Consider the following 24,862-nt stretch of genomic DNA (forward strand, 5'->3'; position numbering starts at 1 on the left):
TGCGCGAGAAAATGAATCCGCTTACTTACAATCTCATCTTTTATATCGGTCGAAAGAAGCAAAAATGTAAGATGAACCGGCCAATTCGATGCATTTTTTTTACCGGTTTCGTAAAATCCGCCGAATGCACGTAAAAAACGGCCGGATCGGGCGATCCAGCCGTTATGTCGGTTTATTTCATTTTTTTGCGCATCATGTCCATCGGTTTGACCGGGAAAAGCGTCCGCATACAAACGAGCTGCAGCGGATGGCGAGCGGCATCCAGCTTATTGCCGTCTTCATCCGTGATTTCGCCAACTTCTTGCTTAAAGTACGTGCCGTTCGGCCCGACAAACTCGACCGTTTGTCCCGGCTTGAAGTGGTTCCGCTGCTCGATAACGGCTATGCCCGTCTGTTCGTCGTAAGCGCGGACGACGCCGGCGAAATCGTACGGCACCGCTTTATCCTCCGGTCCGTAAATATGGTCCTCCGCACCCGGAATATCGAAGAAAAAGCCGGTATTGAGCGGGCGGTTCGCCGCCTTCTGAATTTCTTCCAGCCACTCCGGCTTGAGTTCGTAATGCTCAGGGTCGGCGAAATACGCGTCGATCGCCTGACGGTATACGTTAACGACCGTAGCGACGTAATGGATGCTCTTCATCCGCCCTTCGATCTTGAAGCTGTCGATGCCGGCTTCGATAAGCTCGGGCAAGTGTTCGATCATGCACAAGTCCTTGGAGCCCATCGTAAACTTGTCGTCCTCTTCGTTGACCTGCTCCTCGTCCAGAAACATATCGTATTTCCAGCGGCACGATTGGCAGCAGCCTCCGCGGTTCGAATCCCGGTCGGTAAAATGATTCGACAATACGCATCGCCCGGAGAAAGAAGAGCACATTGCGCCGTGGATGAACGTCTCGATTTCGATATCGACATGTTCCTTGATCTCGGCGATTTCCTCCAGACTTGCTTCGCGCGCCAGCACGACCCGCGGCAAGCCTTCGTCCTTCCAGAACTTCACCGTTCTCCAGCTTAACGTCGATTGCTGCGTGCTTAAGTGCACCTCCAGCTTCGGAGCGACGCGCTGCGCCACTTCGATAATGGCCGGGTCGGCCGCGATAATGGCGGCAATGCCCGCTTCCTCAAGCGATCGAAGGTACTCTTCAATGCCCGCGAGATCTTCGTTGTGCGCATAAATGTTGGTCGCCACAAATACTTTGGCGCCGTAGCGGCTTGCAAACTCAACGCCTTCCTTCATTTCCTCGATCGTGAAATTGTCGGCATTCGAACGAAGCCCGTAAGCTTGCCCGCCGATATATACGGCATCCGCCCCGTAATGGACGGCGAATTTCAATTTTTCCAGATTGCCTGCCGGAGCAAGAAGCTCCGGTCTGTCAAGCCGGTGTCTTTTGCCCCGGAAGCGCGGTTTTGTTGTTGCCGTCGTTGTCATTTTTCGTTTCGCCTCCTCGTTCGTTTGTTGGCGGCTGTACCCGAACGCGACCGTCTTGCGGAACGCGTCGGCAGCCTCCCATTGAGCTTTAATACACTTGTTCCTTGAAGAAAAAGCCGTACGTCAGCTCCCGGTTCGGATCCTGCACTTCCCGGATCGCTTCAAGCCAATTCTCGTTGAATTCGTATTGCGCCGGATTGGCGAAATAGGCGTCAACGGCTGCGCGGTACGATTTGACGACGATTTCGTTATAGGACAAAGGCTTCATAAAGCCTTCGATTTTCAAACTGTCGACGCCAAGCTCCAGCAGTTCATGCAAAGCGTCAAGCATGCAAATATCGTCCGGGCTCATCATATGCGTGCCGTACTCGTCCTCGTAGATCGGGTACCTTTCGCCCGGGCGTTCGGCTTCCGTCAAGTAAAGCCCTTCCGCCGTACGCAAGCCCGCCTGCCGTTCGCCTTTGCCCTGATGCTCGAGGAAGCTTCCGATCAGCGAACGTTTCGAATGATAAATATTCGTCATTCCGTGCACCTGCACCTGTATTTCAAGCTCGGTATGCTGTCTGATCTCGGCGATTTGCTCCAAATTCAGTTCCCGGGCAAGGACAAAACGGGTGGCGCCGCGGCGTCCCCAATAATTGGCCGTCGAATAGTTGGTCGACGTCATCTCCGCGTTCCAATGAAGCTTAAGACCCGGCGCCGCTTCCCGCGCGATGGCCAGCACGGCCGGATCTCCGAATACGATTGCGTCCGCGCCGGCTTCCGCCACCCGCTTCATATAAGCGGGGAGCTCCTCCACCGTCTTGTTGTCCATGATGTTATTGACGGAGACATAAATGTTGACGCCGCTCGGTTTCGCCAGTTTGACCGCCTCCGCGATGCCGGCCTCGTCGAATTGTCCCGGCAATCTCATGCCGTATTTGGTTTCCCCAACGACGAATGCGTCCGCCCCCGCCGCGATGAGAACTTTCATCTCGTCCAAAGAGGCCGCAGTCGTCAGCAATTCCGGTTTATTCCTCATGTTGCTTGCTTCCTCCTTCTCCGGCGTTACTTTTTGCTTATTTCGATATTGTCCAAGTGCTCCTCGTACGTTCGCGCAAACAGATGGGTTTGCGAACCGTCCTTCTTCGTCACGTAATAAAAATAATCCGTGTCCGCAGGATGTAATGCCGCTTCGATCGAAGCGATGCTTGGGCTCGCGATCGGTCCCGGCGGCAAGCCGTCCACTTGGTAAGTATTGTACGGGCTTTCCACCTTCAAGTCGCTTTCCATCAGCCGTTCCTTCGGTTTGTCCAGCAAATATTGCACGGTCGCGTCGATTTGAAGCGGCATCGGCTTGGCGAGACGATTGTAAATGACGCTTGCCACGATCGGGCGCTCCTCGTCCACAACCACTTCGCGCTCGATCAGCGAAGCGATCGTGAGCAACTGATGCAGCGTAAGCCCCCGTTCTTCCAGCTCGGCTTGCCAATCCTCTCCAAGCTCGGCCAGCTTGCGATCCGTTTCCGTCAACATGCGCTCTATAATGTCTTCTTCCGTGCTGTCCTTCTTCATCTCGTACGTTTCCGGGAATAAATAGCCTTCAAGCCGTTGATGCAGCTTATCGTCTTCCGGAATGGACCGGACAGCCTCCGCGTCGCCCCAAGTCCGCTTCTCGCCCGCCAACGCCAGAAACTTATCTTTGTTCACGATGCCTTCTTCCGCCAGCTTGTCCGCAATTTGCAGCACGGTGTAACCTTCCGGAATCGTAAAGCGGATCGTTTCCTCCGCGACCGTATCGCCGGCGTTCAGCTTCGCGACGATTTCCTCCTTGGTCATGCCCGGCGCCAGCTCGTAACGGCCGGCCTGGAAGCGGCTTCCTTCGTTCTCGAACCTTAAATAATATTTAAAAAGAAACGAATTCCGAATAATGCCTTGCTCCTCCAGCAGGTCCGACACCTGGAAGGCCGACGTTCCGGGCTGAATTTCGATCGTCTTCGCTTCGCCTTCGGCGGCGGGCCTCAGCCCGTTCCATATATACAAAGCAACGCTGCCTGCCCCGATGATGAATATAGCCAAAATCGTCAAAATGACCCATAAGGTAATGCGGCTCCGCTGCGGACCCGCATGCTCTGCTCGGTTTGCCAATTGAAAACTCCTTCCGGGGAAATCGATAATCAAACGCATCATCAGCTCGCACATCATGAAAAAGAGCGGTGGTCGCCGCTCTTTTTCCAATAAGTTCTATGCCGGACCCATTATGTTCAAGGCGTTTCGTCCCCGGCGAACAGCATATCGTCATAAGCTTCCGCCGCAAGCTCCCATTCCTCGTCGTCTTCAATCGTCTCAAGCTCCGGTTCGTCATCGGAACCCCCGACTCGGAACATCTCCACCTCGTCGTCCTTCCGCATCGCATCCGACTGAAGCGCCGCGTAAACCTTGTCGCCTAGCCGGAACTCCGCCTTAATCCGGAACGTTTGCTCCTCTCCGTCTTCGCCGTAAAGGACGACGGAAGGACCAAATGCGGATTGAAGGCGATGGAGCGGAATCGGAACTTCGCGATCGCTTTCGGGCATCAGTTGTCTTCCTCCATCTCGCCAAGCAGCGTATTGAAGGTTTCTTCCACCATGCTCCATTCTTCTTCGTCTTCGATCGTATACAGCTTCAGGTCGTCGCCGTCTTCTTCGTAGCGGAAAGCGTAGACTTCGTCTTCGTCCTGGCTGTCGCCGCCTTCAAGTGGGACGACCATCATATATTTCTGATCGGAACCGTCGACTTCGAACTTCATGATGACTTCGAATTCCTCTTCGTTGCCTTCTTCATCCGGAATATAAATGATTTCCGGCTCTTCGTACTGCAGATCGTCATTAGCCATCGTAACCCTCACCTTTTCGTTTTAGAATCGAGATAGTTTTGCAATATGAGCGTAGCGGCCATCTTGTCAATTACCTGCTTGCGCTTCTTGCGGCTGACATCCGCTTCAAGAAGTGTCCGTTCAGCGGATACCGTCGTCAACCGTTCATCCCAAAGGTGAACTGGCAAACCAAGCTTCTGCCGAAGCTGCTCGGCGAACGCAATGCTGATCTCGCCCCGCGGGCCGATCGAACCGTTCATGTTCTTGGGCAGACCGACAACGACCTCAGACACCTCGTATTCCTTGACCAACTCCGCAATCCGGTCCAATTCGCCGCCGTCCCTGCGTCGTTCCACCGTTTCCTTGCCCTGCGCCGTCCATCCGAACGCATCGCTGACCGCAACGCCGATGTTGCGGTCGCCGTAATCCAACCCCATCGTTCTCATCTTGTCCGGCTCCCGTTTCCTTATTGTTTCTTGTTGTTCAAATAGAACCGAACCAGCTCTTCGATGAGTTCATCGCGTTCCTTCTTGCGAATCAAGCTTCTGGCGTGTTGTGCCGCGGAATGTACGCGGGGTCACCGGACAGCAAATACCCGACGATTTGGTTGATCGGATTATATTCTTTCTCAAGCAAGGCTTCATATACGGTGTGCAAAATATCTTGAGAAGAAGTATCCGGATCTTCCGCTTTTACGTCAAATTTCATCGTTTTGTCCATGGAACTCATCGCCAGCACCTCGCTTTTCCAAACCGAAGTTCGGTGAGATTTACAATTCCTATCATATCATATTTGCTTGAGAAAGAACCAGTTCTTCCGCAAGTTTGAGCGCGTCGTCAAGCTTGCTTGCGTCCTTGCCGCCGGCTTGCGCCATATCCGGCCGGCCGCCTCCGCCTCCGCCGCAAACGGCAGCCGCTTCCTTCACCAGCTTGCCCGCATGCAGCCCTTTCTTCACCAGGTCCTGCGAGACGGACGCGACAAGGTTCACCTTGTCATCCTGCGCGGCTCCAAGCACGATGACCGACGACGGAAGCTTCGCCTTCAGCTCGTCGACGATGCCGCGCAGCGCGTCCATCGACGGCGCGCTTACTTTGGCCGTCAGAACGGTAACGCCGCCCACAGTCTTCGCCTTGGACTCGAGCGAGCCGGCTTCGATGCGGGAGAGCTTCGCTTGCAGCGACTCGTTCTCGCGGGAAAGCTCCTTCGTTTGCGCGAACAACGCTTCAATGCGCTTCGGCACGTCGGCCTGATTCGACTTCAGCAGCGCGGCCGCTTTTTTCAGCAGGTCGAGCTGGCTTTCCGAATATTCGTAGGCATGCCGGCCCGTAACCGCTTCGATGCGGCGTACGCCGGAGCCGATGCCGCTTTCGCTGACCAGCTTGAACAATCCGATCTGTGCCGTATTGCCGACGTGGCAGCCGCCGCACAGCTCGATGCTGTAATCCCCGACCTGCACGACGCGGACGATATCGCCGTACTTTTCGCCGAACAACGCCATCGCGCCCATTGCCTTCGCTTCCGCGATCGGCATGCTTTCGATCGTCACATCCGTTCCGAGCCAGATTTGCTCGTTGACGCGGCGCTCGATGTCAAGCAGCTCTTCCGGCGTAATGGAGCCGAAATGCGAGAAGTCGAAGCGCAGCCGTTCCGGCTCGACAAGCGAACCCGCTTGGTTGACGTGCGTGCCGAGCACTTCCTTCAGCGCTTTGTGCAGCAAATGCGTAGCCGTATGGTTCTTGACCGTATCGGCGCGCAATGCGCGGTCGACGGATGCCGTAACGGTGCTGCCGGTCTTGACCGTGCCGCTCGTTACGACGGCGCGGTGTACGGATTGTCCGTGCGGCGCTTTCGTGACGTCCTGGACGGAGAGCTCGAAGCCTGCGCCCTTGATCGTGCCGCGGTCGCCGATCTGACCGCCGCTTTCCGCATAGAACGGAGTACGGTCGAGCAGCACGAACACCTCGCTGCCTTCCGAAGCTTCTTCCGCAAGCGCCTCGTCTTTCACGATAGCCGTAATCGTCGATTCCGATACCAAATCATTATAGCCAACAAACTCGCTTTTAACCGTAAATTCGGCCAGCGGACCGCCTTGCACCTTCATGCTGCCCGACTCTTGACGGGCGGCGCGGGCTCGTTCCCGCTGCGCTTCCATCGCCGCGTCGAAGCCTTCCTTGTCGACCGTCATGCCGTTCTCCGCGGCAAAATCCTCGGTCAGGTCAAACGGGAAGCCGTAAGTGTCGTACAGCTTGAACGCGTCGTCGCCGCCGATAACCGAAACGCCCGTTTCCTTCGCGGACGCAACCAGGTCGGACAGCATCGCGAGGCCGTCGGACAACGTTTCGTGGAAGCGCTCCTCCTCCGTGCGGATGACGCGTTCGATAAATTCGGCTTTCTCCACCACTTCGTTGTAATAGACGCCCATGATTTCGCCTACGACCCCCGTCAGGCTGTACAAGAACGGACGGTCGATGCCAATCGTCTTGCCGTAGCGCACCGCGCGGCGGAGCAAGCGGCGGATAATGTAGCCGCGTCCTTCGTTCGACGGAAGCACGCCGTCGCCGACGGCGAATACGACCGTGCGGATATGGTCGGCGATGACTTTAAGCGCGACGTCGTCTTCGGTTTTCGCGCCGTATTGGACGCCGGCAATCTCGCAGGTGCGGCCGATGATCGGCTGGAACAGGTCGGTATCGAAGTTCGAATCCACGTCTTGAAGGATGGATGCGAAGCGCTCGAGGCCCGCGCCCGTATCGATGTTTTTGTTCGGAAGCGGCGTGTAGCTGCCGTCCTTATTATGGTTGAATTGCGAGAATACGAGGTTCCACACTTCGAGGAACCGCTCGTTCTCCCCGCCCGGCCAGCATTCCGGATCGTTCAGATCGCCGTACTTGTCGCCGCGGTCGTAAAAAATTTCCGTACAAGGTCCGCAAGGGCCTTCGCCGATATCCCAGAAATTGTCCTCCAGCTTATAGATGCGCGACGCCGGGAGGCCGATTTTTTCGTTCCAAAGCTTGTACGCTTCTTCGTCTTCCGGATATACCGTAACGGACAACCGCTCCGGATCGAAGCCGATCCATTCTTTGCTCGTCAGAAACTCCCACGCCCATGTGATCGCTTCTTCCTTGAAATAATCGCCGATGGAGAAATTGCCCAGCATTTCGAAAAACGTATGGTGCCGGCGCGTCTTGCCGACGTTTTCGATGTCGTTCGTACGGATGCACTTTTGCGAGTTTGTGATGCGCGGATTGTCCGGAACGACCCGTCCGTCGAAATAAGGCTTAAGCGGTGCCATCCCCGCGTTGATCCACAGCAGCGACGGGTCGTTGTGCGGAACAAGCGAGGCGCTTGGTTCGATATGATGCCCTTTGCTCTCGAAAAAAGCGAGCCATTTCGCGCGAATTTCACTTGCTTTCATTTCTAAACCCCTCCAAGTTCTGATAAAAATAATAAAGTCCCTGTCAAAATGACAGGGACGAAACGTTAAATCGCGGTACCACCCTGGTTACCGGCTAGCGGTATGCCGTCATTTCGGACAGCAAACGAAGCCAATCTCCTTGTACGGACGATAACGGGTCCCGCCGGCGAAGTTCGTTCGCGCTCCGAAATTAGCTTCGGCCTTCCTTCGTCATGACCGCCCTTCCAGCCGACGCAGAACCGCCGAACGGCGGAACATGCGAGGAGGCGTTCTCTCTGCTTGACGGGCTAAGGCGTACTTGGATTTCATCATCGCTTATAGCCTATGATCGGATACAATCGGATACCGATACTCATACCTTCATCCAATTATAGTTAAAGCGAAATCCATTGTCAAATGGTTTTGCGGCGGACATAATAGGCGAACAGATGCTGAACGATGACTTTCAGCGCCGCGAATATCGGCACCGCCATAATCATCCCTACGACGCCCGCAAGCTCTCCTCCGACCAGCAGCGCAAAAATAATCGACAGCGGATGCATGTGAAGGGTGCGTCCGACGATTTGCGGCGATACGACGTTGCTCTCCAAGATTTGGCAGGCGGTGTTGATGATCACGACCAAAACGACCATTTTGAGGGATACGGTCGAAGCGACGACAATGGCCGGAGCGGCCCCGAAGAACGGCCCCAAATACGGAATAATGTTTGTAATCGCCACGACTCCGGCGAGCAGGAGCGGATACGGGATGCCGATGATTTCGTAGCCGATGTAGGCCAGCACCCCTACTACGATGCAGACGATAAATTGTCCGCGGATATAATTTCCGAGCGCTTCGTCGATGTCCTTCATCATCCGCACGACGTTTTTCCGGTGGGATTTGGGGACGTACGTAATGACGGCCCGCTCGAACACTTCGAAATCTTTCAAAATGTAAAACGCCAGAAACGGGATAATAAACGCGATGAACACGGCGTTGACGACGGCGCCGAGATTGTTGATGAACGCGGTCAGCGTCGCCGTTATTTGCTTCTCGAGAGCGGCCAGAGCTTTGTTAAGTCCCGACCTGACGCTTTCCGGCAGGAACGAATTATTCAGGTCGGTCACAAGGCTTTCGGCCCGCATCGTCAGCTCCGGCACATGGTGATTGAGCTGCTCGATCTGTTCCAGAAACATCGGTATCATATTGACGATAATGACGGTAAGGGCCGCCAAAAAGACGGCATATATGAGGAGCACCGCCACTGTCCGCGGCACTTTCCGCTCGTGAAGCAAGGTTACGACCGGGTTGAGGACGTAGGAAATGATCATCGCGATTAGAAACGGGGCCAGCACGGCCTTCAAGAACGCGTATATATGTATAAAGACCGGCTTGACCTGAAGCAGCAAATAAACGGCCAGCAGGCCCAATATGAAATAGACCAGCCATGTGAACAGCCGGCTCTTCGTGAACCGCTCCACCGATGTTCACCTCTTTGCGCAGCATAATTACGGTATAGTTACTCCGCCGTATCTCGTACAGTATATGTACAAGCATGGCGTTCAATACCTCCCCCCTCTAGGGACCAAGGGTATGCACCCTCTGGACACCGGCTTACACCACCCCCCACCCCCTCCTGAGGAGGGGGCTCCAAGGGGCTCGTCCCTCTGGACACCCCAAATCAGCGTGCCTGCTACGCGGCCGTCTTCGACAATCGGCCTGAGCTAACCCCGCTTGTCCTGACGGACAAAGCTTTACTTCTTGCTGCTTGCAAACGCCTGCTAACGATTCATTTATTGCTATGGCAATTCCAGTCTGTAAATAGATGCAGCTTTTTAAATACGTTTTCTTGATCAATAGGCATATTGTTTTCAATCCACCAATTTAACACTCCAAGGACGGCTCCAACATAGCCTTCTATAGCAATTTGCAATTCAATCGAGTTGTCCTCGAACGAATAAATTTCAATCATGTGCTGCTTAATGCCCAATCCCATCTCTCTTCGTAACAAATTCCTCAATGAATCCCTTTCCTCGGCTAGAAGCTGCGAGAACAATTTTTTATGTTTTGCTGCTATTGAAAATAGCTCTTGAAAACTTTCAGACGGAGTAAGCCGGCCTCCGGCGAAATTAAACTCATCCTCGGCAATTTGCCTTAGCGCATGTGAAAGCAGGTCAAACTTGTCATTAAAATGAGTATAAAACGTGGTTCTATGTACCATGGCTAAATCACAAATTTGCTTCACGGTTATGGTTTCAAAAGGGTGTTTTTCCATTAACCCCAATAATGCATCGTAAAGAAGCTTATGAGTTCTTCTCACCCGCAAGTCTTCTCTCGTTTGGTTATCCAAGACAATTCCCTCTTTCTGTATCGTTTTTCGACATATTGATGATTTTATCGGTTGTTTCATTTCATTCTACACCATAATATTTAAACTATAAATACACGTTATATATACATGTGTAGAAAAAAGGAGTGGAATTATGGCTAACTTAAGTGCAGATCATCAACTTACTGCGGTTGAACGACAATTACTCCAAAATGCCGCTGAGCTGGTTCCTTATCTTCAAAACTATGCAACTAAAATCGATGAAGACCGGCATATTCCGGATGAGGTTATTCAGAGAGTTTCGGAGGCAGGGCTTTTTAAGCTCGGCACATTAAAAAAGTATGGCGGTCATGAAGTTAGTATCCGTGCAATGGTCGAAATTATTTCCGAAGTTGCGAAAGGAAACGGTTCTGTCGGATGGGTCGTTCAAATCATAAACGGAAATAATTACACCGCTTCGTTGTCCTTACCTTCCGAGGTTTTGGATTCTGTCTTTAATCAGGATGAGGAAGTGCGTTTCTGTTCTGTATTAGGGCCGCGTAAAGCGGTTATGAACAAAGTAGAGGGAGGCTATTTTGTAGAGGAAGGCTTTTGGGGATTTGGTTCCGGTTCCAAACATGCCACCCATGCATTATTAAACCTGTTGGATGCGGAGTCCATGCAAGAAAGCAAGGGATTTATGCTGGCCGTTGTACCGATGAGTGAAGTAACAATTGTTGATGATTGGTATACGATGAGTCTCAAAGGATCGGCAAGTAATAGCTTGAAAATGAAAAATGTATTTATTCCTGAACAATTTGTAGTCCGCCAGGACATGATTGATATGGATTCTTCACCTGTAGAATTAAAGGGACTTGACAGGTATAAACCTTATGTAAATGTTATCAGTGCCATAACGACAGGGATAAGCGCTATTCTCGGACTTGCCAGAGGGGCAGTGGAGTATTTCGTCGAAAAAGCGCCTCATAAAGGGATTACAATGACTATCCATACTTCTCAAGCGAATGTTGGTCATATTCAGTATAAAGTAGGACTTGCAGCCATGAAGGTTGAATCCGCCCACCTCCATATTAGTCGAACGATTGATAATTTAGAGTATCATGTTCAGAGCGGAGAAAAATTCACCTTAAAAGAATTTGCTCAACTCCAGACGGATATCGCTTATGCGGCTATGTTGTGTTGGGAAGCAGTAGATATGCTAATGGCAGAAAGCGGAGGAAGCGTCATTGCCGATTCCAACCGCTTGTCTGGAATATTCCGCGACATTAGAGGCGGGGCTAACCATGCGCTTACTACAGCCTCAACCGGACTGGAGCTATACGGTAGAGTGCTGATGGGCTTACCTCCGCAACATATGATAACGCTTGGTGCAGCAGCGCATTTTGTAAAATAAACGGGTGCGGAGGAGCGGCAAATGAGAAAAATAACGATCATATCCGGAAGCCCAAACGAAAGATCCCGAATAAACGGTGTAATCAATTATGCGAAATCAAAACTGGAACAAAACGGATTCGATGCGACGGTTATTGACGTACCTTCACTGCCTGCGGAAGATTTAATACACGCCAATTTTAACAGTAAGCCTATACGGGCTGCGCATGCAAAAGTTGAAGAAGCGGCGGGCATTATTATTGCAAGTCCCGTATATAAAACAACTTATACCGGGGTTCTCAAAACCTACATTGATTTATTGCCCCAAAAAGGCTTTAAAGATAAAATCGCAGCTGCCTTCTTTGTAGGAGGAACCGTTTCACATTTGCTTTCAATAGACTATGCACTAAAACCTCTATTGGCGTCTATGGGAACGAAATGTTTTGCCGAAAATGTATTTGCGGCAGATAACCAAATCGAGCGTATTGAAGACAACGAACAAAAGATACGTTTTCAATTAGCGGATGAAGTAAAACAACGAATTGACGCTTCTGTTTTGGACATGATTGCTTATTGCACGCATTAACTAAAAAAGCCGGCAGCCGCTTTCGACGAAGCAGCTTGCCGGCCTCTTTTAAACTTCACTAATTGGCGTGAACTTCTGGCATATCGATGTCGTCGTCAAAGAACAAGTCGTCGAGCGAGCTTAACGTGCCGTCTTCTTCCACCTGGTAGACCGACATTTTATCCCCGCTGACCGTTAGCTCGATGAAGCAGCCCCAGCAGTAAAACTGGTGGGAACCGATTTTCCCGATATCTTTCGAATTGCAATTAGGACATCTCATCATCATCTAACATTTCTCCTATCGTTCGAATTGGAAGCTGCGACCGGCTCCAATTCCGCTTCACTGACAGCAGGAACAATAATCGCGTCTTCCCCGAGCAGCACGGCATCCGGATCCTCCGGAGCCCGCAGCCATCTGCGCCCCTCCATCAAATCGGACACGAACCCGTCCGTAAGCTCATAACCTATTATCTGTGTACCCTGATGCGGGTAAAAATAAACATCCGACACGCGCCCGAGTTGAACGCCTTGCACCGTCACGACAGGCATGTCCTTTATCCGGACTACCCCTGTCAGGAAAGAGCGCAATATATCCGACGCCCTGACGACCTGCACGGCATCGGCTTCCGCGATAAATACCGCATCCTCGCCGCAAGTCATCACCGCGTTCCAGGGCACGACCTTCGCATGGCGGGACATCAGCCCGCTTCTTTCCATGATCAGGCCGACAAGCCGCCATCGCTCGTCGAACCACGCGTCCTTGACCTTTCCCATCCGCTTTCCGTTCTTCATGACAAATACGGGGAGACCGATCAGCTGCTGAAGTTTAATCATGCTTAAACCGGGAAGCCTCCTTGAGGGCGAAGCTTGTCCGGTCAAGCAGCGCATGCAGACCGCGGTTGCGGGCCGGTGACGCTTTATGCCTGTTGCCGGAAGCTTTGCTAAATAGTACGGACGCGTCTGACGATGGTTGCAACGATTTGAGCCGCGTCCTTTATTTCCTCCTCAGTATTTCCCAATCCGAAGCTAAACCGTACGGCCGAATTGAGCCTTTCTTCCGAAAGCTCCATCGCCTTAAGCACATGGGAGCGTTCAAGCGACCCCGACGTGCAGGCGGAGCCGCTGGACGCGGCGATTCCCGCCATATCCAGATTCATGAGCATCGTTTCCGTATCCGTTCCAAGAAAGCTGATATTCGCGATGTTCGGAAGCCTCGTTTCGGGATGGCCGTTCACCGCGATGCCGTCTTGACCCAGTTCGCCGATAAGGCTCTCTATCCATATAGTACGAAGCTTATCCAAAAAAGGTTGCTTGACATCCCGCTCGTTTACACAAATTTCAACGGCTTTTGCAAATCCGACGATTCCCGCGACGTTCTCCGTTCCCGCCCGGCGCTTGCGCTCCTGCGACCCGCCGTGCTGCTGCGGAACAAACGGCGCTCCCGTCCGCAGGTACATCGCCCCCACGCCTTGCGGCCCGTTAATTTTATGAGCGGAGAAGCTCATGAAATCAACGGGCATCTCGTCTAGCCGGTACTCGAATGTTCCCAGCGATTGAACGGCGTCCACATGAAAAAGCGCCCCTGCGGCCTTTGCCAGCTCGCCGATCGCGGCGATAGGCTGCAAGGTGCCTACTTCGTTGTTGCCGTGCATGACGGAGATAAGTCCGGTCGCCGGCGTTATGGCCGCTTTCACCGTTTCCGGGGAAAGCGTTCCGCGCTCGTCGACGGGCAGAACGGACAGCCGGAACCCTTCGCTCTTCAGCCATTCGCAAGTATGAAGGACGGCATGATGCTCGATTGCGGATGTAATGATATGGTTTTTCCCTTGTTTGCGCATTGCGTATGCCGCGCCGATCAGCGCGGCGTTATCGCTTTCCGTGCCTCCCGACGTGAATACGAGCTCGGACGGCTTGCAGCCGATCGCGGCCGCAATCCGGTCGCGGGATCGCGTCACAAGCTGCTTGGCCGCTCTTCCGTAAGCGTGCATGCTGGACGGGTTCCCTCCGGGACCCTGCATCACTTCAAGCATCGCCTGCGCTACGTCCGGATGCATCGGCGTCGTCGCCGCATGGTCGAAATAATAAGTTTTCATCGCGCTAACCCTCTTTAAATGTAGAACATATAGCTGTCCATTTCGGAATCCGATTTGTAATTGATCAAATCCGCCAGCGTCGTATTGTCGAGTACGACCGCAATGCTGTCGCGTATGCGCAGCCACAGGTCGCGTTTCGCCGGATCGTCCTCTTCCTCGAAATCAACCGGGGAGATCGGACCTTCCAAAATGCGGATAATATCGCCTGCCGTAATTTGCTCCGGCTCCTTCGACAGCACGTAGCCGCCGTACGCGCCACGGATGCTTTTGACCAGACCGGCATTGCGCAGCGGCGCGACAAGCTGCTCCAGATAGTGTTCGGAGAGCTGGTTGCGTTCGGCGATGCTTTTAAGCGAGACGGGCCCTTCCCCGAATTTGGTCGCAAGCTCCATCATAATCGTTAGACCGTAACGGCCTTTCGTTGAAATTTTCAAAAACGTGCACCTCTTTCTAATTGTAAAGAAATCTTTCGTTTGGGAAATGCTTCCGATCTTTCGTTCGCTGCTTATGTCAAAAAAACGTTAAGCTTATAAATCAAGGTATTCCCATATCAGTCCTATGTTAACATATACCGATGGCGCCGTGTCAAAAAAGGCGGTTCGAATTCATGAAAAAGTTTTCGCACTGTGGTACAATGATGGAATCTTTATATTAAGGATAAGCTAAGTCAGGCGGTGATTATAGATGAGTAAATCAAATGCGGAGACGCGCGTTGTCGTCGGCATGTCCGGCGGCGTCGATTCGTCCGTCGCGGCATTGCTGCTGAAGCGGCAAGGATACGACGTCGTGGGCATTTTTATGAAAAACTGGGACGACACCGACGAATTCGGAGTGTGCAGCGCCGAGGAGGATGCGGAAGACGTCCGCCGCGTCTGCGACCAGATCGGCATCCCGTACTATACGGTCAATTTCGAGAAGCAGTACTACGACAAGGTATTTACCTACTTTCTCGACGAATACAAGCGCGGCCGGACGCCTAACCCGGACGTCATGTGCAACCGGGAAATCAAGTTCGGCGATTTTCTGAAAACCGCGCTTGAGCTTGGCGCCGATTATTTGGCGACAGGGCATTACGCCCGTCTGGCCGATGCGGAAGACGGCAGCAAGCAGCTGCTTCGGGGCGTAGACAACAATAAAGACCAAACCTATTTCCTCAGCGCGCTCAACCAAGGGCAGCTGGCGAAAGCAATGTTCCCGATCGGGCATTTGCCCAAGCCCGAAGTTCGCCGCATTGCGGAAGAAGCCGGTCTGTACACCGCAAAGAAAAAGGACAGCACGGGCATCTGCTTTATCGGCGAGCGCAATTTCAGAACGTTCCTGAGCAGCTATCTGCCTGCGCAGCCGGGCGATATGGTCGATATTCGTACCGGCGAGGTGAAGGGCCGGCACGACGGCTTGATGTATTATACGCTCGGTCAGCGCCAAGGGCTGGGCATCGGCGGCTCCGGCACAGGGGAACCTTGGTTCGTTGCGGGAAAGGACCTCGAAAACAACCGGCTCCTCGTCGTTCAAGGCGAGCGGCATCCAAGCCTTTATTCCAGCGGGCTTAAAGCAACCGGCATGAACTGGATTCCGGCCGCGCAGCCGGACGGTCCTGTCCGCTGCACGGCGAAGTTCCGGTACCGCCAGCAGGATCAAGGCGTTACCGTAACGCTGAACGGCGACGGCACGGCGGATATCGCCTTCGATCGGCCGCAGAAGGCCGTTACGCCGGGGCAAGCCGTAGTCCTGTACGACGGCGACGTCTGCCTCGGCGGGGGCACGATCGACGTTGTGCACCCGGTCGACGAAGCCGCTTTTGCGGCGGTGACCGGACGTTAAGCGCGCCCGCTCCTAGAGTGTAAAGGCTTCATCGCACCTTTGAGCCAAAAACGATGAAGCCTCCGCAAGTCGAATATAAGAGCCGGTGCGATGCATTATTGCATCCATCCCGGGAATCCAAAACAAAACGGCATCGAAGCGAAAGCAACTTCGATGCCGTTTTTATTTTTTCCGACCGTGTCCGCGCGGGCGGACGCGGGCAGCAATGTTACTATCATCCCGCTCAACCGCCGCCTTCGGCGGCTGTCTCTCCGCGGTTCCGTTCGTTGCGGCGTATCCCGATCCGGGATATGCGCAAATGGTCCGTCTCCTCGACGATAAACACGATCCCGTCGCCGTAGCGTGCCGTCTGGCGCTCCGCCGGCGGCATTTCGATGCGGGAATACAGCCAGCCTCCGATCGTATCGAAATCGTCGCTGGAAATATCCAGACCGAAAAAGCTGTTCACTTCCTCGATTAACATCAGGCCGCTGACGGAATAGCTTCCGTCCTCCCGTTTTTCGATAATCGGCCGCTCTTCGTCGAATTCGTCCTGAATTTCGCCTACGATCTCCTCCATAATATCTTCGAGCGTCACAAGCCCGGACGTTCCGCCGTATTCGTCGATCAGAATCGCAAGCTGCGTTTTTTTCTTCTGCATCAGCTTCAGCAGCATGCTGATCGGCATCGATTCCGGCACCGAGGTGACCGGCCTCGCGATTTGCCTGATATCTTGCAAGCTCCGGCTCGTATCCTTCAGCAAATCTTTTATATGAATAAATCCGATTATATTGTCCTTGTCTTGCTCGCATACCGGGTAACGGGTCCGCATATGCTCCAGCGCAATCCGCTTGTTCTCTTCCATCGTCAAATTGGTGTACAAACAGATCATTTCCGTACGGGGGATCATAATTTCGCGCGAATTCGTCTCGGCAAACTCAAAAATATTGTCCACGAGCATGTATTCGGTATTATCGATATGTCCGCTCTTATGGCTTTCCTCCATAAGGAGGCGGATTTCTTCTTCGGTATGGGCCGTATCCCGTTCGGAGGCGGGCGTAATGCCCAGCAGCAGAACGAATCGGTTGGCCAGGCCGTTCAACACCCATATAAAGGGATACATAAGCTTATGGAACCAGACAAGCGGAACCGCCGTAAGCAGCGTCACGGTTTCGGCTTTGCGGATCGCAATGCTTTTGGGCGCAAGTTCGCCGAGGACGATGTGGAGGATCGTAATCATAGTAAACGCGATAATAAACGAAACGGAATGGACAACAACTTCGCTGCGGGCGCCGGCCCATATAAAAAAAGGCTCGATGACGTTCGCGATCGCCGCTTCGCCGATCCAGCCAAGGCCAAGGGAAGCGATCGTGATGCCGAGCTGGCACGCCGATAAATAGGCATCCAGATTTCCGGTCAGATGAGCGGCGAACCGGGCTTTGGCGTTGCCCTCCGAGACAAGCGAGTCGATTCGGCTGCCGCGGACTTTAACCATGGCGAACTCCGCGGCGACAAAAAAACCGTTCATAAAAACAAGAAACAAAACCAATGCCAATTGAAGCGCTAACGGTAAAGGATCAATCAAGCAATCCCTGCCAGCCGGACAGCCGTCCGGCGGCAGGCGCACCTCCTTTAAAAGTTAGTTCTGACGGAAGAAGTTGGAGTAATTCAGTTTATTCGCCAACGCCCCATCTGTATGCACCTATCTTTACATAAGCGATAAATCGTTCGAAGAGAAGTGCTGCGAACGGCGGCTAATGTTCATAAATCCGCTACGTTTTCCTCATGTTATTTTCAGCTTTGCATGCTTTCAATCTGTTATAATTGCTTACAGCGCTCACAAAACTAAGCGAACGCTTCCGAAGCGAGTTTTGTTCGAAGCCGCTCAAGAAGTAACGCTCACAAAACTAAGCGAACGCTTCCGAAGCGAGTTTTGTTCGGAGCCGCTCAAGAAGTAACGCTCACAAAACTAAGCGAATGCTTCCGAAGCGAGTTTTGTTCGAAGCCGCTCAAGAAGTAACGCTCACAAAACTAAGCGAATGCTTCCGAAGCGAGTTTTGTTCGAAGCCGCTCAAGAAGTAACGCTCACAAAACTTTTAGGAGGAAAAACATTGAAACGTATTCTCATCATCGCGCTTATGCTGTTGTTTGCCGTACCCGGCTTGGCTTCGGCACACTCCTATATGGAGCAATCGACGCCCGCCAAGGACGAAACGGTTGCCGCTTCCCCCGACCAAATTACGATGACTTTCAATACCGATATCGAGAAGCTGAGCAGCTTCAAGCTTTATAATGAAGCGGGCGAAGAAATGCCCGTAAGCGGCATTTCCGTTAACGGAGCCGAGCTGAGCGGAACCGTCGCGGAGCCGCTTGCAAACGGAGCTTACACCGTCAAGTGGGTCATTATCGGCGAAGACGGCCATACGGTGAACGGGGAGTATGCCTTTACCGTCGCCGCCGAGGAACAGGCCGCTTCTCCATCGCCCGCCGCTTCGGAAACCGCGACTCCGGAAGCCTCCGTCGAACCGACGGCGACGCCGGCACAAAGCGCAGCCCCGGACCAAGCCGATAACGGCAGCGCAAATGCGGAAACGAATAACCCGAACATGGGCGCGGCGATCGCGATAGGCGTCATCATCATCGTGGCGGCCATTATTCTCATTTTGAGGAGCCGTAAAAAATGATCTATGTCAGCGAGGCATTATTGTATATTTGCTTCGCCCTTTTGACGGGCACTTTTATTATCCGGACAGTGCCGGAACGGCTGAGGCCGGACATCCGCGTCGGCAACGGCGTGCTTCTCGTTTGCGCCTTGGCCGTTCCGGTCTTGTCCTTTGTGCCTATACATAATACGGCCGTTATTTTTGCCCGCGATTTCGACATGCCGTATTTTACGATATTACGGCAGGTATTGTCCGACATCGACGCCGGCAAAGCATGGCTATGGACGTTGATCGGTTCATTGGGGCTTGCGGCGCTGCTAGCGCTTAAATCGTTCCGGGACGACAAACATATGCCCAAGGTCGGCTTGTTCATTACGTTTTTATTGATCGTTTGGCTCGGATACGCAAGCCATTCGGCTTCGCTTTACGGGATGAAAGGCGTTATCGTACATAGCGCGCATTTTTTGGCGGTTGCCGTTTGGATCGGCATTTTGTTCGTTGCAAGCTGGTTTTCCCGCAACGGCGAGAACTGGCCGGCATTCGTACGGTGGTTCTCGCCGGTCGCGATCGTCTGCGTACTGATCAGCATCTCGGCCGGGCTTATTCTGATGTCCTTTACGACGCCCCAATACGTCCAATCCTGGATCCTTCCGTACGGCCAAATGCTGCTGATCAAGCATCTGCTTCTTTTGCCGCTGCTGTTGTTCGCTTATACGAACGGGTTCGGCTACCGCCTCAAGCTGCTCCGTAACGAGTCGTTCAACCCGCGGCCGTGGATCCGCGCCGAAAGCTTGTTTGCGCTCCTGGTCTTGATCGCGACGGGCATATTGGGACAGCAGACGCCGCCGCACGACGTGAGTGAAACGCTGCAATCGGTTTCGCCTTCGCCGGTCTTTACCGCGATTTATAAAGGCAGCTTCAGCCCGGATATAAAGCTGGCGCTCCATCTGCCGCCCGAAAGCTTGCTGTTGCTCGCCGCCGCTATTGTAATGGCAGCAGGCTTGATAAGCATGTACCGCGGCAACCGGTTAAAGCTCGCCTTCGCCATGGGCGTTCTCGTTACGCTGTTCGGCTATTTCGGCCTTATGTTTGCAATTGCCTAACTTCAATCGAAACAAAAAATCCCGCATCCGGTTCGATGCGGGACTTTTGTTTCGACGTACATCTGAAAATTACGAATACGGCTCCATTGCGTTTCAAACGGGACTAGGTCTCATTCGATCGGAAACCTCTTCCTATGGCCTACTCTTCTATGCCGCGATATTATTTGGATACCGCGAAGGCAAGTATAACAAGCCCCCACAACAGCAGGCTGATCGGCAGTCCGTGTACAATCCCTTTAAACATATCGTCATTCCTCCGGCTCTATTAGATCCTTATTGCAACCTTAAGGAACGATCGTAAGCCACTACTTCTATCCTAACCGAAAAATCGTTCCGTATATGTATATCGGCCCGAAGTTCCGGTTCTTTAATACCATATTCGAAATTTATTGGAAACTTTTCAACATTTTCAAGGACCAAAAGCACCGCCGCCGTAATCAACGCCAAAAAACCGCCCTTCGCCAATTGGCGGAAAGACGGTTTCTCAAACGAACCAAAAGAATCTGGAGCCGCGTCCGGCCGCATCATTTCGGACGGTTGTTCCTCCGCCGCTCCTGATTTAGCCGGATTTTGCTTTCGGTGCCCTGCTCGGTCGCCCGGTAAAAAACCGCTCCCTCCAACCGCTCCGGCAAGTACGACTGCTCGACATAATGGCCCGGATAATCGTGCGGGTATTTGTAGCCCGAATGACCCAGCTGCTCGGCTCCTTTGTAATGGGTGTCCCGCAAATGAAGCGGAACCTCCGCCGCGCCCCCGCTTTCGATCGCGTTCATGGCGTTGCCGATCGCGAGCGCGACGGCGTTGGATTTTGGACTTTCCACCGCAAACAAGATCGCTTGCGCAATATTGTATTTCGCTTCCGGAAAGCCGATTTTGTGGTAGGCGTCCATCGCCGTAACGGCCTGCACCATCGCCTGCGGATTGGCCATGCCGATATCTTCGCTGCAAGCCACGATCAAGCGGCGCAAAAATACCATCGGGTCCATCCCCAGCTTCTCGACCGCGTACAAAAACCAATACAGCGCCGCATCGCTCGAACCGCGGATGCTTTTATGAAAGGCCGAAAGCACGTCGTACTGCGTCGACTCGTCGGCTCTTACCGCCCGGTTGCGGATCGATTCCTGCGCGACCTCCATCGTAATGCGGACCGAGCCGTCAGGCTCGGACGGCGTCGTGACGGCGGCCAGCTCCAGCGCGTTTAACGCTCTCCTTATATCGCCGCCGGCCATCGCCGCAATATGCTCCAGCGCTTCCTCGTCCGCATGGATCGTCAAAAACCCGAGCCCGCGCTCCTTGTCCGCCAGAGCCCGCTTCATTGCCTCAAGGGCGTGCCGCTTCGTCAGCGGCTCCAGCTGGAACAGCGTCGAGCGGCTTAGCAGCGCCCCGTTTACATGATGGAACGGGTTCTCCGTCGTCGCTCCGATAAAGATAATGATGCCTTGTTCCACGGCCGGCAGCAGCGCATCCTGCCTCGACGTGTTGAACCGGTGCACCTCGTCCAGAAACAAAATCGTCTTCGTCCCGTACATCGACTTGTTCATCTTCGCCCGGTCGATCACCTCGCGCACGTCCTTGACGGAAGCATCCACCGCATTCAGCTTGACGAATTCTCCGGCCGTCCTCTTGGAAATGATGTGCGCGAGCGTCGTTTTGCCGCAGCCCGGAGGGCCGTAAAGCAAAATAGACGACACCTGGTCGCCTTCAATCGCCCTTCGCAGCAGCTTGCCCGGCCCGACGACATGCTCCTGCCCGATATATTCGTCCAGATTGTTCGGACGCATCCGGTCCGCAAGCAATGTTGCCCTTGGCTTCTCCGCTTCCTGATACGTAAACAAATCCATCTTAACCACGCAGCCTCGTTGTTTTACTTCATTAAATCATAACACATCGTACACTTGTTCGCCACTGTAAGCTCCACCGTTCCGCCTAAACAACAATAGGTCTTTATGCCTAGTTCTATGGAATTATTTAAATGCGCAAATGTTGCGCCGATAATGGTAATAGTCATATTTTACCTGTAAAGGAGAAACCTAATAACATCTTTGTGCTCAGTCTCCGAAGGTAAGTGGCTCTAATTCGAGAGGGAACTTATAAAACAAAAATAGAAAAAGAGAGAGGAGAAAAGGAGCTGCAACCTATTGTTTAAACGAGTGGAAACCGATTGGGAACTGGCCAGATTCAACGACATTTGGACAACCGTATGGAAGGAGAAAGGGTACGAGCTCGAATATTCGGACGAGGTGCTCGAGAGATATGTCGCGATCGCGGGGGACGGCACGATTGCCGGAACCGCGGAGATCAAGCCTTACCGTTTGAACGGAAGCGCCATTAACCGGGTCGCTCCGTTCGCCCGTCACCCGAAAATCGCGGACAACCCGGGCCAGGTAGCCGAAATCGATAAAATGGCCGTCTTGCCCCAATACCGGGGAAAGCTTGTATCCGATCTGCTTTCGTCTGCCGTTTATTGCGCCGAACGGTACCGTTTCCGGTATTTCGTTTCCCTTCTGGAGCCCGTCTTTTTCCGTGCGCTTCGGATCAGCTACCGCGTACCCATGGAGAAAATAGGCGAAAAAACGTATTATAAAGGCGACGACGTCATTCCCGTTATTTTTGAAATGGAGGAGATTTATACGCACAAATCCAAATACGACTGGCTCGTGCCCGCCCGGTTGCCGGAGGCGCTTGCGCCGGCAAGCTTAAACCGGCGGGCTCAATGATATTGATTAGAGAAAAGGTTGGGTGAAATGAACAACGAGTTTATCATTTTGGACAAGCGCAACCGCTTGTTCGTCAAAATTTTATGGGGCCTGCTCGCTCTCGGCATTTTGGCCGACCTAGGGGCGGGAGTCGGCATGGAGCTCGTATTGACGCTTGTCATTGCCGGCACTGCGGCGTGCGGGGTCGCCACTTTTTTGACTTACAAAAAAATAGGGGTCTCTTCGATCAAATATATCGTTCCTTGCATTCTTATGATGCTTGCGGTATTGCTGATCGTTTCCGATCCGAATCCGATCGTGAGCACCTATTTCCTGATTTACGTATTTATGGCCATCATGACGCTGTACGCCGACTATAAGCCCATTATTTTTACCGGCGTTTTGGGGCTGGGCGTCACCGCTTATCTGTTTCTTAATGACGAATACCGCGAGCGGCTGTTCCCCGGCGATTCTTTGCTGTATCTGTTTTTGTACATCATCTTCGCGACGATCGCCTTGTCCGCATCGGCCAAGTTCAGCCAGTCGCTTCAAGCGCAAGTATTGCGCGAGCGAAGCGAAGCGTTAAGCTCCAAACAGCTCGCCGAGCAGCTTGTCGACAAGCTGAAGTCGTCGATTCTAATACTGGACGAGTTCAGCAAAGAGCAAAAGCGCACGGTCGAGGGCGCGGGCGCCATTTCCCGCGATGTAACCGCAACGTTCGGCGAGATGGCCGCATCGATCGAAAAGCAAACGGTAATGGTCGTCGAAGCCGGCGAAGCGATCCATACGATCGACGAAGCGGCGGGACAGTTGGCAGCCGGCTCGGACCAGCTGCAGCGCTACGCCGCGGACACTGCGCTTCTAACTGCGCAAGGCAGCGGCCAGATCGAGACGTTAACGACGGAAGCCGAACGCGTTCACCGCATTATGATGGGAACCGTCGAATTGATGGAACGGCTAAATTCGCAAAACGATCAAGTGGGAACAATCGCCAAATCGATCGGCGAAATATCCGAGCAGACCCATCTGCTCGCGCTTAACGCGGCGATTGAAGCGGCCCGGGCCGGCGAGCAGGGACGCGGCTTCGCCGTCGTCGCCGCCGAAGTCCGTACGCTCGCGGATCACGCGCAAACGGCCTCCAAAGAAATCGCGGCTATTCTTGAAGGCGTCGCTCTCCAAATCGCCGCGGTCAACGAGCAAATTTTGCTTGGACAATCGGCCGTATCCGTCAGCTATGAGGCTACCCGGCAAGTCGAGACCGTCATTCGCCGCATTCACGAAAATACCGCCGTAGTGCAGAAGCAATCGGCCGAAGTGAGCGGCTCGACCTCGAAGCTGGCCGAGCAATATGCGACGATATCGAAAGAAATGACGAATATCGCGGCGACGACGGAGGAAAACATGGCTGCCGTTCAGGAAGTATCCGCCAGCATGGAAAATCAGGACGTCAAAATAAGCCAGCTGGTCGAAGGCTATATGCAGCTCGACCAGCTGGTTAGCGAACTGAAAGAGCTGGTCGACCGGCAAGCCCGTCAAGCCGATTAACCCAAAGCAGCCGGCCCACGGGCCGGCTAACGATTGTTTAGCGTCGAATAGAATAATCTGTTGGTCTGAAAAAAAGAGCTCCTTGCAAGCCGGTCATAGGCTTGAAGGAGCTCTTTTTTGCTAACTATCGAATTGTTGCGCGGTTACGTCAACTCAAACGGAAATGCCGCCTTTTTCCAGCAGATCGCGAACAACGACGCTTACCATAATAAGCCCCGCTACCGGCGGCACAAACGCGTTGCTTGCCGGCGGCTGCTGCGCTTTGCGGATTTCCGGAGCGTTCTCCGGCACGATCCGCTGGGTCACATCCTCGCGCGGCTTCATCGGCTCCTCGTCGGAGAAGACGACCTTCACGCCTTTGCGGATACCGTCCTTCCGAAGCTTCTGGCGCACGACGCGCGCAATCGGGTCCGTGTGCGTCTTGGAAATGTCGGCAACCCGGAATCTCGTCGGGTCCATCTTGTTGGCGGCCCCCATGCTGGATATGACGGGAATGCCGCGCTCCAGGCATTGCTTGATCAGATGAACCTTGTACGAGATCGTATCGGATGCGTCGATCACATAGTCAAGCGGGTAGGCAAACAGCTGCTCGTACGTTTCTTCCGTATAAAACATCCGGAGCGCCACGGCGTCGCACTCCGGATTAATGAGCTTAATCCGGTCGCGCATCAGGTCCGCCTTCGGCTGTCCGACCGTTGTCGTCAACGCGTGGATCTGACGGTTAACGTTCGTAATGTCGACGACGTCCTTGTCGATCAGAATGACGCGGCCGACGCCCGTGCGGGCCAACGCTTCGGCCGCGATGGAGCCGACGCCGCCGATGCCGAGAACGGCGACGGTGCTGCCTTTCATCAGCTCCAGCCCTTCCGGGCCGATCGCCAGCTCCGTGCGTGAAAATTGGTGCAGCATAAGGTTGCGGCCCTCCTAAAAGTTTGGTGAGCGGTACTTCATGAATGACTTCGAGCAAAACTCCCTTAAGAAGCATGCACTTCGTTCGGCGAGCGTTATTTTAACGAATTGCTTCAAGCAAAATAAGCTTTGGGA

At 53.4% G+C, this 24,862-nt stretch carries 24 protein-coding genes and 1 pseudogene; 7 read left to right on the forward strand and 18 right to left on the reverse strand.

What is annotated here, in order from left to right:
• Nucleotides 1-172: 172 nt before the first annotated feature.
• The 10 genes and pseudogenes from ACFSW5_RS00325 to ACFSW5_RS00370 all read right to left on the reverse strand — a co-directional run bounded on the left by ACFSW5_RS00325 (nucleotide 173) and on the right by ACFSW5_RS00370 (nucleotide 10,003).
• Entirely contained in the window at nucleotides 173-1,426 is a 1,254-nt protein-coding gene (locus ACFSW5_RS00325; RefSeq protein ID WP_379268496.1) for a peptidase U32 family protein, read from the reverse strand.
• Nucleotides 1,427-1,514: 88 nt separating this feature from the next.
• Nucleotides 1,515-2,447, reverse strand: a complete 933-nt coding sequence (locus tag ACFSW5_RS00330) for a peptidase U32 family protein (RefSeq protein ID WP_379268498.1) — start codon at nucleotides 2,445-2,447, stop codon at nucleotides 1,515-1,517.
• Nucleotides 2,448-2,473: 26 nt separating this feature from the next.
• A complete protein-coding gene (gene mltG / locus ACFSW5_RS00335) occupies nucleotides 2,474-3,553 on the reverse strand; it encodes an endolytic transglycosylase MltG (protein ID WP_379268500.1) in 1,080 nt (359 codons plus the stop codon).
• 116 nt (nucleotides 3,554-3,669) lie between these two features.
• Nucleotides 3,670-3,981, reverse strand: a complete 312-nt coding sequence (locus ACFSW5_RS00340; RefSeq protein WP_379268502.1) for a DUF1292 domain-containing protein — start codon at nucleotides 3,979-3,981, stop codon at nucleotides 3,670-3,672.
• Entirely contained in the window at nucleotides 3,981-4,280 is a 300-nt protein-coding gene (locus ACFSW5_RS00345; protein ID WP_379268504.1) for a DUF1292 domain-containing protein, read from the reverse strand. Before ACFSW5_RS00345 ends, ACFSW5_RS00340 begins: the two co-directional genes overlap by 1 nt.
• An 8-nt stretch (nucleotides 4,281-4,288) precedes the next feature.
• Complete coding sequence (gene ruvX / locus ACFSW5_RS00350) at nucleotides 4,289-4,705, reverse strand: Holliday junction resolvase RuvX (protein WP_379268506.1); 417 nt, start codon at nucleotides 4,703-4,705, stop codon at nucleotides 4,289-4,291.
• A gap of 20 nt (nucleotides 4,706-4,725) precedes the next feature.
• Nucleotides 4,726-4,988 (reverse strand): annotated as a pseudogene (locus ACFSW5_RS00355) (IreB family regulatory phosphoprotein).
• Between the two features lie 52 nt (nucleotides 4,989-5,040).
• Nucleotides 5,041-7,674 (reverse strand): alanine--tRNA ligase, encoded by a 2,634-nt coding sequence (alaS, locus tag ACFSW5_RS00360; RefSeq protein WP_379268508.1) that lies wholly within the window; start codon nucleotides 7,672-7,674, stop codon nucleotides 5,041-5,043.
• Between the two features lie 392 nt (nucleotides 7,675-8,066).
• Nucleotides 8,067-9,134 carry an AI-2E family transporter gene (locus ACFSW5_RS00365; protein ID WP_379268510.1) on the reverse strand — a complete coding sequence of 356 codons (1,068 nt, stop codon included), beginning with the start codon at nucleotides 9,132-9,134 and terminating at the stop codon, nucleotides 8,067-8,069.
• A gap of 308 nt (nucleotides 9,135-9,442) precedes the next feature.
• Complete coding sequence (locus ACFSW5_RS00370) at nucleotides 9,443-10,003, reverse strand: TetR/AcrR family transcriptional regulator (RefSeq protein WP_379268513.1); 561 nt, start codon at nucleotides 10,001-10,003, stop codon at nucleotides 9,443-9,445.
• Between the two features lie 133 nt (nucleotides 10,004-10,136).
• Here ACFSW5_RS00370 and ACFSW5_RS00375 point away from each other — a divergent pair, with 133 nt between their 5' ends.
• A complete protein-coding gene (locus tag ACFSW5_RS00375) occupies nucleotides 10,137-11,375 on the forward strand; it encodes an acyl-CoA dehydrogenase family protein (protein ID WP_379268515.1) in 1,239 nt (412 codons plus the stop codon).
• A gap of 21 nt (nucleotides 11,376-11,396) precedes the next feature.
• Complete coding sequence (gene ssuE, locus ACFSW5_RS00380; protein ID WP_379268517.1) at nucleotides 11,397-11,939, forward strand: NADPH-dependent FMN reductase; 543 nt, start codon at nucleotides 11,397-11,399, stop codon at nucleotides 11,937-11,939.
• Between the two features lie 58 nt (nucleotides 11,940-11,997).
• Here the strand turns inward: ssuE and ACFSW5_RS00385 are convergent, their stop codons facing one another.
• From ACFSW5_RS00385 to cymR, 4 genes are all read right to left on the reverse strand, one after another.
• Nucleotides 11,998-12,201 (reverse strand): hypothetical protein, encoded by a 204-nt coding sequence (locus ACFSW5_RS00385; RefSeq protein WP_379269791.1) that lies wholly within the window; start codon nucleotides 12,199-12,201, stop codon nucleotides 11,998-12,000.
• The gene (locus ACFSW5_RS00390; protein WP_379268520.1) at nucleotides 12,201-12,752 is read right to left on the reverse strand and encodes a PRC-barrel domain-containing protein; all 552 of its coding nucleotides are present in this window, start codon (nucleotides 12,750-12,752) and stop codon (nucleotides 12,201-12,203) included. Before ACFSW5_RS00390 ends, ACFSW5_RS00385 begins: the two co-directional genes overlap by 1 nt.
• 107 nt (nucleotides 12,753-12,859) lie before the next feature.
• Nucleotides 12,860-14,011, reverse strand: coding sequence for a cysteine desulfurase family protein (locus tag ACFSW5_RS00395; RefSeq protein WP_379268522.1), 1,152 nt, complete (start codon nucleotides 14,009-14,011; stop codon nucleotides 12,860-12,862).
• 14 nt (nucleotides 14,012-14,025) lie between these two features.
• Nucleotides 14,026-14,445 carry a cysteine metabolism transcriptional regulator CymR gene (gene cymR, locus ACFSW5_RS00400; protein WP_379268524.1) on the reverse strand — a complete coding sequence of 140 codons (420 nt, stop codon included), beginning with the start codon at nucleotides 14,443-14,445 and terminating at the stop codon, nucleotides 14,026-14,028.
• A gap of 250 nt (nucleotides 14,446-14,695) precedes the next feature.
• Between cymR and mnmA the strand changes: the two genes are divergently transcribed.
• Entirely contained in the window at nucleotides 14,696-15,832 is a 1,137-nt protein-coding gene (gene mnmA, locus ACFSW5_RS00405; protein WP_379268526.1) for a tRNA 2-thiouridine(34) synthase MnmA, read from the forward strand.
• Between the two features lie 223 nt (nucleotides 15,833-16,055).
• On the opposite strand, the gene ACFSW5_RS00410 is transcribed toward mnmA, so the two are convergent.
• Nucleotides 16,056-17,396: a hemolysin family protein gene (locus ACFSW5_RS00410; protein ID WP_379268529.1), complete on the reverse strand. Its 1,341-nt coding sequence runs from the start codon at nucleotides 17,394-17,396 to the stop codon at nucleotides 16,056-16,058.
• A gap of 526 nt (nucleotides 17,397-17,922) precedes the next feature.
• Between ACFSW5_RS00410 and ACFSW5_RS00415 the strand changes: the two genes are divergently transcribed.
• On the forward strand, nucleotides 17,923-18,495 hold the full coding sequence (locus tag ACFSW5_RS00415; RefSeq protein ID WP_379268530.1) for a copper resistance CopC family protein: 573 nt from the start codon (nucleotides 17,923-17,925) through the stop codon (nucleotides 18,493-18,495).
• Nucleotides 18,492-19,577, forward strand: coding sequence for a copper resistance D family protein (locus ACFSW5_RS00420; protein ID WP_379268532.1), 1,086 nt, complete (start codon nucleotides 18,492-18,494; stop codon nucleotides 19,575-19,577). Before ACFSW5_RS00415 ends, ACFSW5_RS00420 begins: the two co-directional genes overlap by 4 nt.
• Before the next feature lie 273 nt (nucleotides 19,578-19,850).
• On the opposite strand, the gene ACFSW5_RS00425 is transcribed toward ACFSW5_RS00420, so the two are convergent.
• Complete coding sequence (locus tag ACFSW5_RS00425) at nucleotides 19,851-20,105, reverse strand: hypothetical protein (RefSeq protein ID WP_379268534.1); 255 nt, start codon at nucleotides 20,103-20,105, stop codon at nucleotides 19,851-19,853.
• Nucleotides 20,102-21,418, reverse strand: a complete 1,317-nt coding sequence (locus ACFSW5_RS00430; protein ID WP_379268536.1) for a replication-associated recombination protein A — start codon at nucleotides 21,416-21,418, stop codon at nucleotides 20,102-20,104. Before ACFSW5_RS00430 ends, ACFSW5_RS00425 begins: the two co-directional genes overlap by 4 nt.
• Before the next feature lie 297 nt (nucleotides 21,419-21,715).
• Between ACFSW5_RS00430 and ACFSW5_RS00435 the strand changes: the two genes are divergently transcribed.
• Both ACFSW5_RS00435 and ACFSW5_RS00440 read left to right on the forward strand, forming a co-directional pair.
• A complete protein-coding gene (locus ACFSW5_RS00435) occupies nucleotides 21,716-22,294 on the forward strand; it encodes a GNAT family N-acetyltransferase (protein WP_379268538.1) in 579 nt (192 codons plus the stop codon).
• Between the two features lie 27 nt (nucleotides 22,295-22,321).
• Complete coding sequence (locus ACFSW5_RS00440; protein WP_379268540.1) at nucleotides 22,322-23,818, forward strand: methyl-accepting chemotaxis protein; 1,497 nt, start codon at nucleotides 22,322-22,324, stop codon at nucleotides 23,816-23,818.
• Nucleotides 23,819-23,971: 153 nt separating this feature from the next.
• On the opposite strand, the gene ACFSW5_RS00445 is transcribed toward ACFSW5_RS00440, so the two are convergent.
• Nucleotides 23,972-24,727 carry a tRNA threonylcarbamoyladenosine dehydratase gene (locus ACFSW5_RS00445; protein ID WP_379268542.1) on the reverse strand — a complete coding sequence of 252 codons (756 nt, stop codon included), beginning with the start codon at nucleotides 24,725-24,727 and terminating at the stop codon, nucleotides 23,972-23,974.
• Between the last annotated feature and the right edge of the window lie 135 nt (nucleotides 24,728-24,862).

This window comes from Paenibacillus thailandensis, assembly GCF_042685365.1.
In the GTDB taxonomy this organism is placed as follows: Bacteria; Bacillota; Bacilli; order Paenibacillales; family Paenibacillaceae; genus Paenibacillus_AP; species Paenibacillus_AP thailandensis.